The organism is Desulforhopalus glucosivorans (genome assembly GCF_054397165.1).
The window spans coordinates 4890501-4907641 of the sequence record NZ_AP044854.1; the positions used below are offsets into that span (position 1 = coordinate 4890501).

Sequence of the window (17141 nt, forward strand, 5' to 3'; positions counted from 1 at the left end):
GGATTTTGGGGCTGGTTTCTCTTACAAAGAGGTGGCAGCCCGTGATGCCTGGTCATAGAGGCCTGACATTAATCTCAGAAGGGCTGCATTATGACTCATCTCTGAACCGTCGGAAATCAGTTTTCGGTAGGCCGATGTTAAACATTGTTCTCGTATTTCTCTATATTTGGCACATGCGTCCCGTCCCTCTGTTGTGGTGGTGTAGTAGATTTCCTTTCCCTTTTTTTCCCGGGCAACCAGTCCACTCTTGACAAGTTTTTTTAACGCATAATTCACTGTGTGCTGGTCTTCAACATGGAGAACAAAACAGATATCCACAAGACGCTTTTGCCGGTTTCGATGGTTGACGTTGTGGAGGACCAGTACGTCAAGGGAGCTGAAGTCAGCATAACCTGCTGCGTGCATACAGCGAATCATCCAGCGGGTGAAAGCGTGGTGGGCAATAATCATCCCATATTCAAATTCACTGAGAGGCCATGAATCTTCAGAGGCCAGGTGCTCTGAGGATACGATAGGTGCAATAGGTGGATCTTCAGGGATGATCGGATCATTACTCATAGTATTTTATTGTTGCAGTCTTGTTTGGGTACTCTCTGACAGCGGTCTGGATAGATCGGAAATAGTCGTGGTTTGGCTCACTCAGAAAATAGTGAAACAAACCAGTAAAAATATCGCAAAGGTTCAACTATTCAACTGGTGCTTCAGGTCTTCCTTCATTAATTTATAAATGATGGCGTCTATAAGTGCCTGCCAACTTGCCTCGATAATGTTAACAGAAACTCCAACCGTTCCCCAGTTTGAATCGCCGTCTTTGCTTTCAATAAGGACACGAACCCTTGCGTGGGTTCCATGTTCCCCTGTGAGAACGCGTACCTTGTAATCCACTAGTTCCATCTCTTCGAGGATTGGATAATACTCAACGAGTGCCTTGCGGATGGCACCATCAAGAGCATTAACAGGGCCATCTCCCATGGCAGCGGTGTGAACCTCGTTTCCACCAATAAAAAGACGAATAGTTGCTTCGGTAAGCGGCGGTTTATCCATGCGGTATTTGTGGTTCATTACCCGAAAACTTTCAAACTTAAAGAAGTTGCGTTGAAGGCCCATGGCCCTTCGCATGAGCAGTTCAAAGCTTGCCTCAGCACCTTCATATTGATATCCCTGATTTTCAAGTTCTTTGAGTTCAGCAATAATGGTAGAAAGAACAGGATCACTAGGCTCAAGGTTAAGTTTCCACTGTTTGGCCTTATGTAGAATATTGGAACGTCCACTCTGGTCCGAAATGAGTATACGTCTAAAATTTCCGACCTTATCTGGAGTTATGTGTTCGTAGGTAATAGGGTTTTTTTTGACGGCACTTACGTGGATTCCACCTTTGTGGGCAAAGGCGGATTCTCCAACATAGGGCTGGTAGCGGTTGTGAGGGAGATTCGCCAGCTCATTGATGAGGCGTGAGGTGGAGTGCAGTTTGTCTATATGTTTTCTTACCTCGCAGTCAACACCGAGTTTAAACACGAGGGCGGGAATGATGGAGGTAAGATTGGCGTTCCCGCATCGTTCTCCAAAGCCATTGATCGTTCCCTGGATCTGGGCCACCTTGGACTCGGTCACTGCAATGAGCGCGTTGGCTACAGCTGTTTCAGAGTCGTTGTGTGAATGTATGCCGATTTTAGCAGATTTCCCGGCGCGTTCCAAATGGGTCTTTACTGTTTCGATTATATCAGGAATCTCGTTGGGTAAGGTGCCTCCATTAGTGTCACAGAGGATAAGGGTTTCTGCGCCACCCGTAACCGCACTTTCAAGGGTTTGCAGGGCAAATTCCTGATTAGCCTTAAAGCCATCGAAAAAATGTTCAGCATCGTAGAAAAGGTGCTCTACATGTGGACGAAGGAATGCCAGGGTGTCTTCTATAATCTGAAGATTTTCTTCTAACGTGATATGCAGGGCGTCCTCAACATGAATGTCCCAGCTTTTGCCAAAAATTGTGATAACTGGAGTGCCGGCAGCAAGTAAGGCAAGGAGGTTTGGATCTTTATCCGGAGTGTTGCGGATATGGCGTGTTGAACCAAAAGCTGCAAGCTTTGCATGTTGTAAGGTTACAGAGCGCATCTTGGTAAAGTATTCAGCAGAAATGGGATTAGATCCGGGCCAGCCACCCTCTATGAAGTCGATTCCAAGTTTATCGAGGGCAATGGTAATGCGTATCTTGTCGTCAACTGAAAGGTTGAAATTCTCAGCCTGAGTACCATCTCGAAGGGTAGTGTCGTAGAGTTCAACTATGTGGGTCATGTTCTTCCTTTAAACCTTGGATCGAAAAAACTGCATACTCCGTAATGGGTGTGGGAGAAAAGATTCGATAATTTATGTCTTAGAAATTCGTCTCTTGTTTTTGTGAGAGAATTTTGTGAAGGCCTTTATCCCGGCTTATTTCTCTTTTACCGAGGTTATGTAAATCGCAAAATGCAACCGTGCATAATAAAAGAGTTCGGTGCAAAAAGCAAAAGCTTAAAATTTGTTTCGTTCCTTTGGGGATGGGTGGGACACGTAACGGGCTTTAGATGAGTATTCTAGGTGGATGGTGGGAGGGTTTTTAGGGGGAAAGATTGAATAAAAACCACCCATCCTGAAACAATCAGAATGGGTTGTTTTTGTACTGATCCCGGTAAAGGAGAAGAATGCCGGGGTACGACGTCGTTTAGCCAAAGAAGATGTTTGGCAGAAATGTTACGATACTTGGGAAGAGCCCAAGAATAAAAAGACCTAAGATCTGCAATCCAACAAACGGCAAGATACCCTTATAGATATGGCCCATGGTATAACCTTCCGGGGCAACCCCTTTAAAGTAAAAGAGAGCATAACCAAAAGGAGGTGTGAGAAAAGAAGTCTGTAGATTCACACACAGGAGGATGGAGAACCAGAGCGGATCAAAACCAATCTCGGTTGCAATGGGCATGAAGATCGGAACAGTAACGAGCAGGATTGCAGCCCAGTCGATGAACATTCCCATAAGAAAAACAATACCCATCATGATGAGGAGTACAGTCCACTTAGAAAGGCCTGAACCAACAAGCACGTCGGCCACAACATCACCACCACCCATAGAGAGGAAGACGGTGGAGAAGAATTTACCACCAATAAAGAGCATCATAACCATGGCAGTAGTCGACATGGTGGCATGGGCGGATTCTTTTAAAACAGTCCAGTTGAACTTTCCATTGGCAATAGCAAGAATAAGAGCACCAAGAGCACCAAGGGCAGCGGCCTCAGTAGGTGTAGCAACACCTGCGAGGATAGTTCCCATCACAGCGAGGATGAGAGCCATTGGTGGAATCAGTGACTTTAAGGTCTTTACAATTTTCTTTGTAGCCGTCCAGTTAGAAGCCTCTTCTTTGGAGATAGGAGGTCCAAGCTGGGGATTGATGTTACAGCGAATAAGGATGTAAACAAAGTAGAGTGAAGCAAGGAGCAGACCCGGAAAGATGGAACCGGCAAAGAGGTTACCGACAGAGGTCTCTTTCATTCCGGTCAGTCCACCATACACAACCATCATGATAGATGGCGGAATAAGAATACCGAGGGTACCTGCGGCACAGATGATACCTGCAGACATCTCCTTTTGATATCCCTTTTTCATGAGAGCAGGTGTTGCAAGGAGTCCCATGGCAACAACGGAGGCTCCGATGATACCTGTGGTGGCAGCAAATACGGTACAAACAACGACAACCGCAAGACCGAGCCCACCTTTAAGTCCACCAAGGACCACAAAGAGCGTCTCAAATAACTCATCGGCTACCTTTGACCGATCAAGCAACTGGGCCATCAGAATAAAGAGGGGGATGGCAACCAGTACGTAGTTGTTCATAAGGCCCCATGCATTATTGGAAAACATGTCAAAGAGGCCAACGATGTCCCAGCCGTTATCAATAAGACCAAAGAGGGTCGCGACAGCAGCAAGGGTGTAGGCCAGTGGATGGCCCAGGGTAATTGCGAAAATAAGTGTGCCAAACATGGCCACTGTGAGCATTTCAGGACTCATGATTAACCTCTATTTATCGTTGTTAAAAAGAACCTGCAGGTCTTTTATGAGATTGGAAATACCCTGCAGCAACAGCATTGCAAAACAGAGGGCCATAACAATTTTAAAGGGGTAGATAATAGGAGCCCAGCTTGTGGAGTTCCTTTCCAGACCTTCAACAGAACTGATTGCAAACTTGCTGGCGGATACGGTCATACAGATCATAACCGGCATAAAGAGAACAACAGTTGTAATTGCTCTGAGTGCAGCCTGGACTTTCACTGGTGCAAGTGAAGAAAAGATATCAACCTGTACGTGTCCTTTTTTGACATCAGTATAGGAAATACCAAACATGTAGTGCATACCGTACAGAAAGGCGGTGGCCTCAAAACCCCATGTGGTGGGAGCGTTGAAACCGTAACGCATAATAACTTCGTAAATAACAACACCCAGGAGGGGAAGTATAAGCATTGAGGTCAATTCACCTTGTTTCCTGGTGAATGTGTCTATGCCGTCAGATATTTTTGAGAACATCACAGAATCCTTGTAGTCACATGATTGAACAAAACCCGGTAAACGAGAACTAGTCGGCCAGGATAAGTGCCTTAGAAATTCATTTCAAATAATGTAAAAATGAATTTCTAAGAAACTAATAACGCAGGGGAAAAAGGCCCTCTCTGGTACATTAGAGAGGGCCTTTTCAAACGTCTGCAAAAGCAGATACTTACGAGGACTTACTCAGTAATCTGACCTGAAATGTAAGTCTCATATGGCCAAGGAGTAGCGCCACCTCGTGCTTCACGCCATACGGAGTACTCTTCGATGAATGCTTCCTGGCTGTCGAGGGCTTTCTTAACATCTGGGTGCTTGGTCTTCACTTCATCAAGATAGGTCTTAGCAACCTTACGGAACTCGATGAGGGTCTCTTTATCCATCTTCACGATTTCAACTTTTTCTTTGAACTTGTTGATCGCTTCAGCGTTCAGAGCGTTAATCCAGTTGTAGGACCATGCCTGGGTCTCAGCAGCAGCGATCTTTACGATCCACTTGAGATCTTCTGGAAGCTCTTCCCATGCTTTCTGGTTGAAAAAGAGTGCACACTGGATACCAGGCTGATGAACACCAGGCTGAATAGCGTACTTGGTGATTTCGTCAAAACCCATTGGGTAGTTGATTGCAGGAGAACTGAACTCAGCAGCATCAATAACACCACGCTCAAGAGCGAGATATACCTCGCCACCAGGTAGTGGAGATACGGAAGCACCGAGGTTATTCATGATATCCATGAACCAGCCTGGGGTACGAAGACGCATACCTTTGAAGTCTTCCATTTTGGTTGCGCGCTTGTTAGAGAAAAGTCCCATTTCCTGACCGAGCTGTCCACCAGGAAGTGCGAAAAGACCGAACTGACCGTAAAGGTCCTGCATCTGCTGCAAACCACCTTTTTCCTGGAGCCAGATGTTATACCCTTCAGCATCAAGACCAAAAGGAACGGAAGCAAAGGCAACGAAAGCCTCATTCTTACCTTTCCAGTATCCAGGCCAGTCATGTCCTACCTGAGCGGAACCTTTAGCAACAGCGTCAAAGGATTGCATTGCAGGAACGAGTTCGCCTGCAGAAAAAGGCTTAATGTTAAGACGACCAGCAGAAGCGAGTCTTACGGAGTCAGCAAAGTGAGTAGCAACATCATAAAAGAGCAGCCCTTTAGACCAGGGCATAACCATTTTCCACTTAATTGTTTCAGTGGATGGCTTGAACTTAACCCTTTTGGCTTCAGCATGACGGGGGTCGCTACCGAACTTTTCTCGTTTGGCAGCGTTTGCTGTGCTCAAGGTGAGCCCTGTGGTCAGCAACAGAGTGAGAGCGACTGCAAAAAATCTTTTCATTTGTAACTCCTCTTTTGATCTTTGTTTTTAGCATTGACAACTTTTGATGCCAATACCTGCCTTACCAGTCGAACTGATAACTTGATTGGTTGACAGACGAATTGGTAGTACCAATTTTTTATCATATTAAAAAATAGTGTCAAGAAAAAACTTGCTCCTGGTCGTTATCTCTGATAAATAAAAGGGCAGAGGGCAATTGTGGCTTCAGCGGTTATGCTGAGTTAATAGAGGGAATTTTTACAAAAAATGGTCATACCAATACATTTTGTTGTGGGTCGTGTTAATTTTTTTCCAGGAAAAACGTCTTAGGTTGAGAAAAAAATAGCTATACAACTCCGGTCTCGATTTGAATGGACCTCTAAAAAACCTTGTGATTAACAGGTGGTAAATAGTTTGATACTGCTCTTTTCTTAGGTATCACACAGGAAATGTGTATGCTGGGTTGATTAGAGTTGCATTAAATTGGTCTATTGCCTACCCTAGTGGCTCTGTTGTTGACAGGTTTTAGTGTGTAGTCAGTGCAGTTACTCTATGAATTGCACTAAGTATGATGGTCGGACCCATTTCGTTTTTTGTACGAATTGTGCCGCCGTTGTCAATTTTAGAATATTCGGGAATAATGAATCTTAAACCAATAAAACCAAAGCGTATTTCTGATCAGGTCTTTGAACAAATTCGCGAGTTGATTTATAAAGGTGAATTTAAGCCGGGGCAGCAGATATTACCTGAACGGGAACTAGCCCAATCAATGGCAGTAAGTCGAACATCTGTGAGAAACGCCATTAATAAACTCGTTACCATGGGGTTATTGGAGCATCGCCAGGGACAGGGAACTTTTGTCAGTTCTCCTGAGCGAAGAGAAGGGAACCCGCTCGCGGCTGTTATGGCTACAGATGAGGCAACTCTTGACGATCTACTTGAGGTTCGCATGGGCCTTGAGTGCAATGCTGCATTTCTCGCTGCACAACGGGCAACAGAAACAGACATCATTGCTATTAAGAAGAGTCTCGTGGAAATGGAAGAAGATCTTGCTACAACAGACAGGATTGGAACCGGATCAGATGCTGCATTTCATATGGCGATTACCTTTTCAACAAAGAATCCAGTTCTCATTCACCTGATGAGAAATTTTTATGATTTTCTCTTTGTTGGCATTAAAAAGAATCTGACCCATATGTACATGGACCGGGACGCTTTGGAAGAAGTAATCGTCCATCACACGGAAATTTTTGCAGCAGTAGAACATCGCGTTCCCCAGGATGCGTATGATGCAATGCAGAATCATATACGATTTGTACAGAACTACTTTAAGGGCAGAAATACTTGATATGTACTGATAAAGAATTCATGGTCGAAAATAAAAAGCCCCGTTTGTGCTCAGCACAAACGGGGCTTTTTATTTAATGTATTCTACTTAAAGCCGTAGAAACCGGGAAAGATAACAATGGAAAAGAGTACGCACATCTGGATAATGATGAACGGAATCACACCACGGTATAAGTCGACCGTCCTCACCTCAGGCGGACATACTCCTTTGAGGTAAAAGAGGGAAAAACCAAAGGGAGGTGTGAGAAAAGAGGTCTGCAGGTTCATGGCAATAAGGATTGCGAACCAGAGTGGGTTGATACCAATTGCTTCGGCAATAGGGAGCAGTATCGGTACAACAATATAGGAAATTTCAATAAAATCGATAAAGAAGCCAAGCACCATGATGGCAAGCATCGAGAGTAAAATAAAGGTCCATTTCTGTCCTGGAAGATTAGTGAGTGTATCTTCAACAATGTAGTCAGCACCACTATAGACAAAGACCATGGAAAAGGCTGTGGCACCAATAAGGATGGCGAAAACCATTGCCGTGATTTTGACGGTCTCAATGGCCGCCTCATCAACGATCTGAAAGCTGAGCTTTTTATACATTGCGGCAAGTATAAGTGCACCAACACTACCAACCGAGGCTGATTCTGTGGGTGTTGCGATACCTGCAAAAATAGAACCCAGCACAAGTATAATAAGGGTGAGTGGTGGAAAAATTGCAAAAACTGCCCTTTTGACATTTCCAGAACGGGTTCCCTGTTGTGGGGGAAGTGGAGGCGCTACTTCTTTGTTGATAAAGGCCAAAATGAGGATGTAGGTAATATATAAGACAACAAGGAGAAGGCCAGGCCCCACCGCTGCCTGGAAAAGGTCACCAACAGGTTGTTGAAATACATCGCCTAAGATAATAAGTACAATTGAAGGAGGAATGATTTGCCCCAGGGTTCCGGCAGCGCAGATGGTCCCGGTTGCCAGCTGTTTGGAATAACCGTATTTGAGCATAACTGGAAGAGAGATAACTCCCATGGCAACAACCGAGGCTCCAACCACTCCAGTGGATGCGGCAAGAAGGGCTCCAACCAGTACAGTGCTTACTGCAACTCCACCCCTGACCTTGCCAAAGAGTGTTCCCATGGCTTCAAGAAGACGCTCGGCCAGCTCCGATTTTTGCAGAATGATCCCCATAAATATAAAAAGTGGGATCGCCATTAAAATCGTGTTGTTCATGATGGAGTAAATACGAAACGGCATCATAGAAAACATCTGAAAAAACTCTTCGGAAACGAGAGCAAAGCCAAGATCTGGGGCGAGTTCTATGATGGCTGCAAAGATACCAAAGAATATCGAAACAGAACCGAAAGTAAAGGCCACCGGATAGCCCACTGACAACATGGCTAGGGCTGCAAAGAACATTACAATACCAATCATTTGCTCACCTCCTGTGTCTTGGTGAGCCGAGCAGCATTTTCACCTCGTAATAGATTTATGTTTTTTATGGTGTAACCTACAGATGCGAAGATAAGGGTAAAAAAGGCCAGGGGAATCATACCCTTGATGACCCATCTAAAAGGAAGTCCACCGGGATCCTCTGAGATCTCCTTGATTTGGTAGGCATCATTTACGAAATTGAATGAGCCAAAGAAAATCAACAGGGCAAGTGGTAGTAAAAAAAAGATTGTACCAAAAATATTGATAATTGCCTTTTTTCGTACAGTATACCTGTCGTAGAGGAAATCCACCCGAACATGCCCTTCGTCAAGAAGAGCAACTGATACCCCAAAAAGAATAACAATAGAAAAGAGATGCCATTCCATCTCCTGCATTCCCACTGAACTATTGCGAAAGAAATAGCGCATGACAACATCAAAAAACACATTGAATGTCATCAGCAGTAGTACCACAGAAAGAATTCTACCGAGTATGCGGTTCATCCGCATAAAAACCTGTTCCGCTTTAATCAACATACTTCTACTCCTACTTCAATTTTCAGTGGTGACGCCTGCTTTAAGTATCCGACGTTGTACATCTGATATGGATACAAGTGAGCAAAAATGACAACGCCCCTCCATAAAAGTTATGGGGGGGCGGTTTTTAGCAACTACATACGACCTGCGTCTTACTCAGCAACCATTTCGGATGTCTGTAAGTAGTATTGAGTAGACATTTTGGTCCATTCACGAGCTTTGCTCATGTAGGCTTTTTGTGATTCATACACTTCTTTAAAATCAGGATTTTCAGCAGCATAACCTTCCATAACCTCATCCGTGGCCTTTTTCATAGCCTTGAGAACTTCTTTAGGGAAGATTTTAACTTTAATATTAGGGAACTCTTCTTTTATTTGTCCCCAGGCGACAGCACTCATGTTGAAGTTGTCGCTGTACATATCTGCTGAAACTGCCTGCATGGCTGTCTTAAGGACAGTCTGATATTCGGCAGGAAGCTTGTCGAACTCCTTCTTGTTGATAAGGAACTGCATATCAGATGCAGGCTCATGCCAGCCAGCATAGTAGTATGGAGCAACCTTGTGGAAGCCCATTTTGATGTCCATTCCAGGACCAACCCATTCAAGGGCGTCAATGGTGCCACGGTCAAGGGCTGTGTAGAGCTCACCTGGTGGGATATTGGTTACGTTGACACCAAGTTTTGCAAAAACTTCACCAGCAAGACCAGGGATACGCATTTTCAGACCTTTAAGGTCATCAAGAGAGTTGATTTCCTTACGGAACCATCCACCCATCTGTACACCAGTGTTACCACCAGGGAAGGAATAGATGCCGAACTTATCAAAGGTCTTTTGTTGCAGCTCCATGCCATCGTTGTAGTAGAGCCATGCGGCTTGCTCAGCTGCGGTCATACCAAAAGGTACGGTGGTAAAAAATACTGAAGTGATGTCCTTACCTTTCCAATAGTATGCTGCGGAGTGGCCCATTTCGTATTGGCCACCTTTAACCATATCAAGAATTCCAAGAGGAGCCTTATGCTTTTCAGAGCCTTCAACACGAATGGTAAAATTACCACCGGTCATTTCTTCCACCATTTTGGCAAGTTTGGGTGCAGGAGAGGCCAGTGGGGTCAGGGTGCTCGACCAGGTCATGGCCATTTTCCAGCGGATCTTTTTTGCTGCCATTGCAGGTGTAGCTACTATGGCAATAGCTGCAAATGCTAAGGCTATCTTTCCAATATGTTTCATAGTCTCCTCCAGTACTTGAGTAAGGGTATACCCTCAGTGGGTGGGGTTGGCTACAGGTCACCGTTCTCGGTTACTTGCAGTTAGAATAATTATGTAGGTTGCATATATGTAATACGTTACAGGTATTATATCAATACCTTTACGCTGTAAGCCCTGTCGGTGTTGGAAAAATACGGAATTGTAGTGGTTCAGCTGACATTATAAGATTTTTTTGCCAAAAAGTGATGATAATAGATTCACTGCCATCTGGGCAGTGCGGTTTTGAATATCTAGTATGGGGTTTATTTCCATAATATCAACAGAGTGGATCATTTTTGTGTCGGCCAGGATCTCCATGATGAGTTGGCCTTCACGGTAGGTGAGGCCTCCCTGGGAAGGCGTTCCTACCCCTGGGGCATCAAGAGGGTCCATGACGTCTAGATCGAGACTGATATGAAGCTTATTGAGATGGCCTAGAATATCCAGGGTATTGGTAAGGACTGTTCGAATACCCATCTCGTCCACGTCACGCATGGTAAAAACTGTACACCCGGCCTCTTTAATGAGGAGTTTTTCTTCCGGGTCCAGGTCGCGTATACCTATCATGACCGTGTTTTCAGGTTTAACCTTAGGGCCACTGCGACCAATATTTATAAGTTCAGGGGCGCCTTTGCCAAGGAGTGTGGCAAGGGCCATACCGTGCACATTCCCACTGTAGGAACTTTCGGGAGTGTTGAAGTCTCCGTGGGCATCAATCCAGATGAGTCCCACATCACAGCCATGGGTCACTCCACCGACAGTGCCTATGGAGGCGGAGTGGTCACCACCGAGGAAGATTGGAATCTCGCCAGCCTTAATGGCTGCCCGACCAAGTTCATAGGCGGTGGTACACGCTTTTTCGATGAGGGGTAATCGCTTTTCTATGGTGGTGTCGCTCAAAGCGTAATGGCCGGGGATAGTTATATCCCCACTATCAAAACATTCATAACCAAGGGTTTGAAGGCTTTGCGCAAGATTAGCGTAGCGTACAGCACTTGGCCCCATATCTACACCCCGGTGGTTTTGGCCAAGGTCCATGGGGATGCCAATGATTCGGGCTTTTTTTGTCATAGACATTTTATCTCCTGAGGTGATTCCAAAGGTTGACGATAAAGTCCTGAACGTTTGTGAGAATAGCCTGGGCTTGGGCAGAACCCCTATTTGCCAGTTTGTCAGCGCTGAATTCTGACATATCCACCACATAAAAATAAACAGGGCGAACTGTTCCATCCTCTAAAACCTTATAACCAGGCGTCATATTGCCAAAGGCGATGGAGTGGAGCTGGGTTGCCATTGTGATGACTGTGGTGGCCTTTCTGGCATGTTCACGCATCAGGTTCTGGGAGGTGTATACATTACCAACAGTTTCCGGCAGGGGGCCGTCGTCGCGTATTGAGCCCGCCAACACATAGGGGACGTTGGATTTTTCGCAGGCGTACATTATACCATTATCTATTCCCATGGTTTTGATGGCGTTTTTGATGGAGCCCGCCTTTCTTACCTGGTTGAGGATGTCGAGGTGGTTGTAGTGGCCCATGGGTTGTAGGGTCTGGGTGTAAATGTTTTGACCGAGGCCGGTGTTGTATATTGCAGCTTCTATATCATGGGTGGCAAGGGCATTACCCGCCATAAGGCCATGGCAGTAGCCGTTTTCAATCAGCCCCTGCATGGCTGCTCTGGAATCCTTGTCAAAAGCAACAGCGGGGCCAAGAACCCAGACAATATGACCATGGTCCCGGTCATGTTTTAATATTTCGTATAGGGCGTCGTAGGAGTAGGAAAAAGGAGTTTCTCTTGTGCCCCGAGACCTGAAAGAGAACTTGTCTTCATTTTCCTCTATCTGGTCAAATCCGGTGTTGTGGACAAGAATACCTTCTTCACCATTTTCAGTGCGGCCAGTTACGACCATGTCACCGGCTTTAAGGTTTCTTGCTTCAACCACATCAACCTCAAAGTTTTTCACTACAAAAACGGCATCCATCCTACTCTCTGGTGCAAGGGCCCATTTGTCATCTTTTACTTTGATGTATTCAGGGTGGTTGGAGGTCGCATGATAGTTATCGGGGGCGAGTCCGTCACCCGGTGCGGGTTTGAGGGTTGCGAGGGGGCTTTTAATTAAAAATTCTTGATCAAAGTCAGGTGGGGTGTAGGTGACAGTCAGGCTCATTTGCATCCTCTCTTCTGTATGGTTTACTCATTGAATTCAATTGCAATGGATTATATGAATTGTTAGAAAAATTGCAATCTTTGTTCGGGTGGCCTGTAACTTGACCAATACGTGTAATAGATATACAATATAAGTTATCTATGTCACAACGTTTCTTTAACTTTGTCAGGTGCTTATGAATCGATCCGCTTTTTTGACGACCGGTCTTGCAATCAAAGCGCTCTCTCGTCTGACCAAGGCTGACATTGTCACGCACGGCAAAGAGAACCTTCCTTCTGGACCCACCATTTTTGTGATGAACCATTTCACGCGGGTCGAGACCATTATTCTTCCTAATTATATATATGAACTTACAGGGAAACCTGTATACTCCCTTGCTGCTGCGGTCCTTTTTAAAGGGGGGCTGGAAAAGCTTTTTGACCTTGTAGGGGTGGTTTCAACGGCGGATCCCCAGCGTGATGAACTTATTCTTCAGAGTTTACTGGCTGGTAATTCCAACTGGATCATCTTCCCTGAAGGAAGTATGGTCAAGACCAAAAAAATCGTCGACGATGGCAAATATATGATTGCCCATCCAAGCGGCATGCATGAACCCCATACAGGGGCTGCAGCGCTTGCCCTTCGCGCGGAGTTATACCGCCAGAAACTTGTGGTGAAAGAAGCTGAAGCGCCAGGCAGTACGAACCGAATGTTAGAGCTGCTGGGTGTAAAGAGCTTCAGGGAGGTGGCCCAGCAGCCCACAACTATTGTACCTGTAAATCTCACCTATTACCCCATTCGGGCCGCTGAAAATATCGCCCTTGATATAGCCTCTAAGATTGTAAAAGATATGCCCGAAAGGGTGGTTGAAGAAATTATGACAGAAGGTACGATGCTGCTTTCTGGGGTTGATCTTGATATTCGTTTTGGAAAGCCCATTGAGATCAACAACTACCTCTCTGATAGTTGGATGGATTCTGAATTCACCGGGTATTCGGTTTCTCCGGAGATTAAAAAGGAGATGAAGACTACTGCCTATAACGTCATGCAGCAATATATGGATGATATCTATAGTCTGACTACGGTGAACCACGAACATCTATTTGCCAGTTTTCTGAGGCTTTACCCCTTTAAACGATTGCTTGAGACCGAGTTTAGGCGCAGGGTATTTTATGCCGCAACACTCATAAGTGATAAGGCTCGTGGCCTTGATATCGCTCTTCACAAGTCGCTGAAGTCCGAACAAAGCCACCTTGTTACCGATGATAGATATAAAAAGTATGAGAACTTCTTAAAATTGGCGCTTGAAAAGGGCATTGTTGAAAAAAAGGGGAAATATCTGGTTCGTGACCGTTCAAAATTATCAGTTCCCCTCAGTCTACACAGGGGACGGATTAATAACCCCATTGAGGTTATGGCCAATGAGGTAGAACCGCTAAAAAAGTTACAGTTTCTTATTAAATCCATAGCATTACAACCGAACATCCTTCTTAAACACTCAGTTGCCAGGTATCTCCTGAAAAAGAACCTGGATCAGTATAACCTGGATTGTAGTCGATTTGGCAGGCTTGGAGATGGCGGGAGTTCTTGCGTTGGCAGACCCTTTCTTTTGCAGGGGGTCAGAAAAACAGGTGTGGTCTTGGTCCACAGTTACCTGTCCCTGCCAAAAGAGGTTGAAAACATAGCCAGATCTTTCAGGAAAAAAGGATTCACGGTTTATGTGGTGAGGCTTCCTGGTCATGGCACCTCTGCTGAAGATCTTGCAACAAGAAATTATCAACAGTGGGTTGAGGCGGTGGAAAACGGTTATGTCATAATGAGTTCTTTGTGTAAACATGTCATTGTTGGAGGCGTTGGTGTTGGTGGCAGTCTGAGTCTTGATCTTGCTGGCAGGGTCCCGGAGGTGAAGGGAGCCTTTGCCGTTTGCCCTCCATATAGTCTAAAAAATTATTCAACTAATTTTATGCCGGCCCAGGATGTTTGGAACAGGATGTTAAATAAACTCAGCCGGGGTGAGGCTCAGGAGAAATATCTGGAGTTTTCCTATGGAAACAGTCTCATTAACTATGTGGAGAATCCTGTAGAGGGTATTCGCCAGCTTGGTGATTATCTGGGGTCAATCAGCAAAAACTATAGTAATGTTCATCAGCCGGTTTTTGTAATTCAGGCCGATGAAAATCAGGTGGTTGATTCGAAGGGGTCGCGGAAAGTGTACAATAAGATTGGTTCAAAAAATAAAGAATTTTGTCTGCTGAGTTCAGATCAACACATTCTTATCAATGGCGAAGGGGCCGCCAAAGTGGTAAGAAAAATAGTATCATTTGCTCAAAGCTTGTGATCGAAGAGAATTATCCGATTTAACTGAAAATAAGAGTGGAGCAAGAGATTGACTGGGGTAACTGAGGAATCAGTCTGGCATGCATACTATGATGCCTTTCCATATATTAATAAGGATGATGTCCGGCCTTTCTGTCATCCGAGGAAGTTACTGCATCCGGACGGAAGTGATCGGTCGATTATTCTGATTCATGGCTTGTCCGACTCCCCTTACTCGGTGCTTGCTATTGGAAATTATTTCCACCATGACCTGGGCTACGATGTGTATCTGCCGTTACTTCAGTGTCATGGGTTCAACCATGCAAACGGTATGCGTGGTGTCAAATTGGATGCCTGGAAGAAAAACATACAGTTTGCAATTGAGGTGGCAACTCAACGCGATTGTCGTGTGTCCATAGGTGGGCTTTCCACCGGAGGGGCTTTAGCGTTTCATTTTATAGTACAAGACCGAAGACTTGGGGGGGAATTGTATCTATTTTCGGCAGCCTTTGGTTTGTATGGCGGTAAAAAAAATATACTCTCTCCAATTATTGAAGGCTTTTTAAAGCTGCCGTTTGTTCCCTTACTCACAACCGGTTGCTCCCTTATTGATGAAAATCCCTATCGCTACAAACGGGTTCCCCTTGTCGCTGGACGTGAACTCGCTTTTCTGATGGTAGAAAACCAGGTATTGCTTAAGGAAATAGCCGCTGCCGAAGTATTTCCAACCAAGGTTTTTTCGGCCTGGTCTGACGCGGACAGGGTTGTACGCACTGATCTGCTAGCAGATTTTGAAGAAATCCTGATTGAGGGTTGCTTTGAATCATTTGTTGTACCGAAGCGTGTCGGCGTTTCCCATGCCGGTGTTGTGTTAGCTGAACATGTCTACGGGGTGAATTCCTCCCCGGATGATCCTCCTGTGGAAAATGCAAATCCATATTTTAACCTGATGATGGATTCGATGGCCCGTTTTGAAAACGTACATCGACTGGACTGAGATGGGTTCTCTCAGGTTCTTCATTATTCTATCACTTTGTATACTCCCACGCCTGGTCTTTGGTCTTGAACCTAGCGAGGTTCTGGTTGTCGCTAATAAGGATATGGCTGGCAGCGTTGACCTTGCAAAATATTATATGGGAAAACGCGGTATTCCTCCTTCCCACCTTCTGTCCCTGTCCCTTAGTCTTGAGGAAACCATGGCGCGGCAGGAGTATGATCAGGGGCTTGTCCCGGCGGTTACTGCCTTACTTGATAAGTTACAACTAAACCCACCTAAGCAACGCATTGCTGCTATTGTTCTCATGTATGGCGTGCCGCTGAAGGTTGCGGCTCCAGTGCCGGGCCGCGAGACCATTGAGCGCATTCAAGATTATCGTTTAGACCAGAAGAAACTTGAAGAAAATAGTAACGAAGATGTTCCCGACATAAAGATAGAGAAAAAGCGTCTTGGTGAAAAAATTAGTGAATTATTGAACCTTAATCAGCGGGCTGCCGTTGACTCGGAACTCTCCCTTGTGAAGGTAACAGAATATGATCTTAATGATTGGATTAAAAACCCCTATTACCTTGGTTATCAGGGGCAGGCGTTAGCGATAACCAAAAATGATGTATTATTAGTGTCTCGCCTCGATGGGCCCGATCCTGAGACGGTGTATCGCGTTATCGATGACACGCTCTGGGCTGAGAAACATGGTCTGCAAGGACGGGCCTATTTTGATGCACGCTGGTCAGAGGCCGAATCAGCCGGGAAAAATGATGGCTATGGTTTTTACGACCTCTCCCTTCATAAAATCGCTAAGATTGTGGGGCACAGACTGCCGGTAACGCTTGATGAGACGGGACAACTCTTTGCACCACAGGCCTGTCCTGATGCTGCGTTGTATTGTGGCTGGTATTCTCTTGGTCAATATGTGGATAGTTTTGCCTGGCAGCGGGGGGCCATAGGTTATCACATTGCAAGTAGCGAATGTACAACCCTGCGCAAGTCGGAAAGTAAGGTCTGGTGTAAGCAGATGCTGGAAAAAGGTGTTGCAGCAACGATCGGCCCTGTCCATGAACCATATGTTCAGGGCTTCCCTCTTCCTCAGATATTTTTCGCTCAACTTATAGAAGGATATATGAGTCTTGGGGAGGCGTATCTGGTTTCTCTACCGTATATTTCATGGCAGATGGTGTTAGTGGGGGACCCTTTGTATCAACCATTTTCCCCTCTGGAGCTAAGCTCAACTCCAGAGGGGTGAGATGGTTAAGCAGTCA

Annotated in this window: 14 protein-coding genes; 4 read left to right on the plus strand and 10 right to left on the minus strand. The window is 45.4% G+C overall.

Annotated elements, in window-relative coordinates:
* Positions 1 to 21: 21 nt before the first annotated feature.
* The 5 genes from ACX6CI_RS20910 to ACX6CI_RS20930 form a co-directional block, all read right to left on the minus strand.
* Positions 22 to 558, minus strand: a complete 537-nt coding sequence (locus tag ACX6CI_RS20910; RefSeq protein ID WP_458775588.1) for a winged helix DNA-binding protein — start codon at positions 556 to 558, stop codon at positions 22 to 24.
* A gap of 123 nt (positions 559 to 681) precedes the next feature.
* Entirely contained in the window at positions 682 to 2289 is a 1608-nt protein-coding gene (gene cimA / locus ACX6CI_RS20915) for a citramalate synthase (protein ID WP_458775589.1), read from the minus strand.
* A 406-nt stretch (positions 2290 to 2695) separates the two neighbouring features.
* The gene (locus tag ACX6CI_RS20920; protein WP_458774855.1) at positions 2696 to 4036 is read right to left on the minus strand and encodes a TRAP transporter large permease; all 1341 of its coding nucleotides are present in this window, start codon (positions 4034 to 4036) and stop codon (positions 2696 to 2698) included.
* 9 nt (positions 4037 to 4045) lie between these two features.
* On the minus strand, positions 4046 to 4549 hold the full coding sequence (locus ACX6CI_RS20925; protein ID WP_458775590.1) for a TRAP transporter small permease subunit: 504 nt from the start codon (positions 4547 to 4549) through the stop codon (positions 4046 to 4048).
* 200 nt (positions 4550 to 4749) lie between these two features.
* Positions 4750 to 5901: a TRAP transporter substrate-binding protein gene (locus ACX6CI_RS20930; protein WP_458775591.1), complete on the minus strand. Its 1152-nt coding sequence runs from the start codon at positions 5899 to 5901 to the stop codon at positions 4750 to 4752.
* Positions 5902 to 6520: 619 nt separating this feature from the next.
* Here ACX6CI_RS20930 and ACX6CI_RS20935 point away from each other — a divergent pair.
* Positions 6521 to 7228 (plus strand): FadR/GntR family transcriptional regulator, encoded by a 708-nt coding sequence (locus ACX6CI_RS20935; RefSeq protein ID WP_458775592.1) that lies wholly within the window; start codon positions 6521 to 6523, stop codon positions 7226 to 7228.
* Positions 7229 to 7311: 83 nt separating this feature from the next.
* Here ACX6CI_RS20935 and ACX6CI_RS20940 read toward each other — a convergent pair whose 3' ends face one another.
* The 5 genes from ACX6CI_RS20940 to ACX6CI_RS20960 all read right to left on the minus strand — a co-directional run bounded on the left by ACX6CI_RS20940 (position 7312) and on the right by ACX6CI_RS20960 (position 12590).
* A complete protein-coding gene (locus ACX6CI_RS20940) occupies positions 7312 to 8643 on the minus strand; it encodes a TRAP transporter large permease (RefSeq protein ID WP_458775593.1) in 1332 nt (443 codons plus the stop codon).
* Positions 8640 to 9179, minus strand: a complete 540-nt coding sequence (locus ACX6CI_RS20945; protein ID WP_458775594.1) for a TRAP transporter small permease subunit — start codon at positions 9177 to 9179, stop codon at positions 8640 to 8642. Before ACX6CI_RS20945 ends, ACX6CI_RS20940 begins: the two co-directional genes overlap by 4 nt.
* A gap of 152 nt (positions 9180 to 9331) precedes the next feature.
* Positions 9332 to 10405 carry a TRAP transporter substrate-binding protein gene (locus ACX6CI_RS20950; RefSeq protein WP_458775595.1) on the minus strand — a complete coding sequence of 358 codons (1074 nt, stop codon included), beginning with the start codon at positions 10403 to 10405 and terminating at the stop codon, positions 9332 to 9334.
* A gap of 198 nt (positions 10406 to 10603) precedes the next feature.
* A complete protein-coding gene (gene rocF, locus ACX6CI_RS20955; protein ID WP_458775596.1) occupies positions 10604 to 11500 on the minus strand; it encodes an arginase in 897 nt (298 codons plus the stop codon).
* A gap of 1 nt (position 11501) precedes the next feature.
* Complete coding sequence (locus tag ACX6CI_RS20960) at positions 11502 to 12590, minus strand: putative NPN-dependent ornithine cyclodeaminase (protein ID WP_458775597.1); 1089 nt, start codon at positions 12588 to 12590, stop codon at positions 11502 to 11504.
* A 175-nt stretch (positions 12591 to 12765) separates the two neighbouring features.
* Here ACX6CI_RS20960 and ACX6CI_RS20965 point away from each other — a divergent pair, with 175 nt between their 5' ends.
* Genes ACX6CI_RS20965 through ACX6CI_RS20975 form a run of 3 tightly spaced genes read left to right on the plus strand, consistent with a single transcriptional unit; the run spans position 12766 to position 17125 of the window.
* Positions 12766 to 14907: an alpha/beta fold hydrolase gene (locus tag ACX6CI_RS20965; RefSeq protein ID WP_458775598.1), complete on the plus strand. Its 2142-nt coding sequence runs from the start codon at positions 12766 to 12768 to the stop codon at positions 14905 to 14907.
* Positions 14908 to 14955: 48 nt separating this feature from the next.
* Entirely contained in the window at positions 14956 to 15882 is a 927-nt protein-coding gene (locus tag ACX6CI_RS20970; protein WP_458775599.1) for an alpha/beta hydrolase, read from the plus strand.
* 1 nt (position 15883) lies between these two features.
* Entirely contained in the window at positions 15884 to 17125 is a 1242-nt protein-coding gene (locus ACX6CI_RS20975) for a TIGR03790 family protein (RefSeq protein ID WP_458775600.1), read from the plus strand.
* The last annotated feature ends 16 nt before the right edge of the window (positions 17126 to 17141 follow it).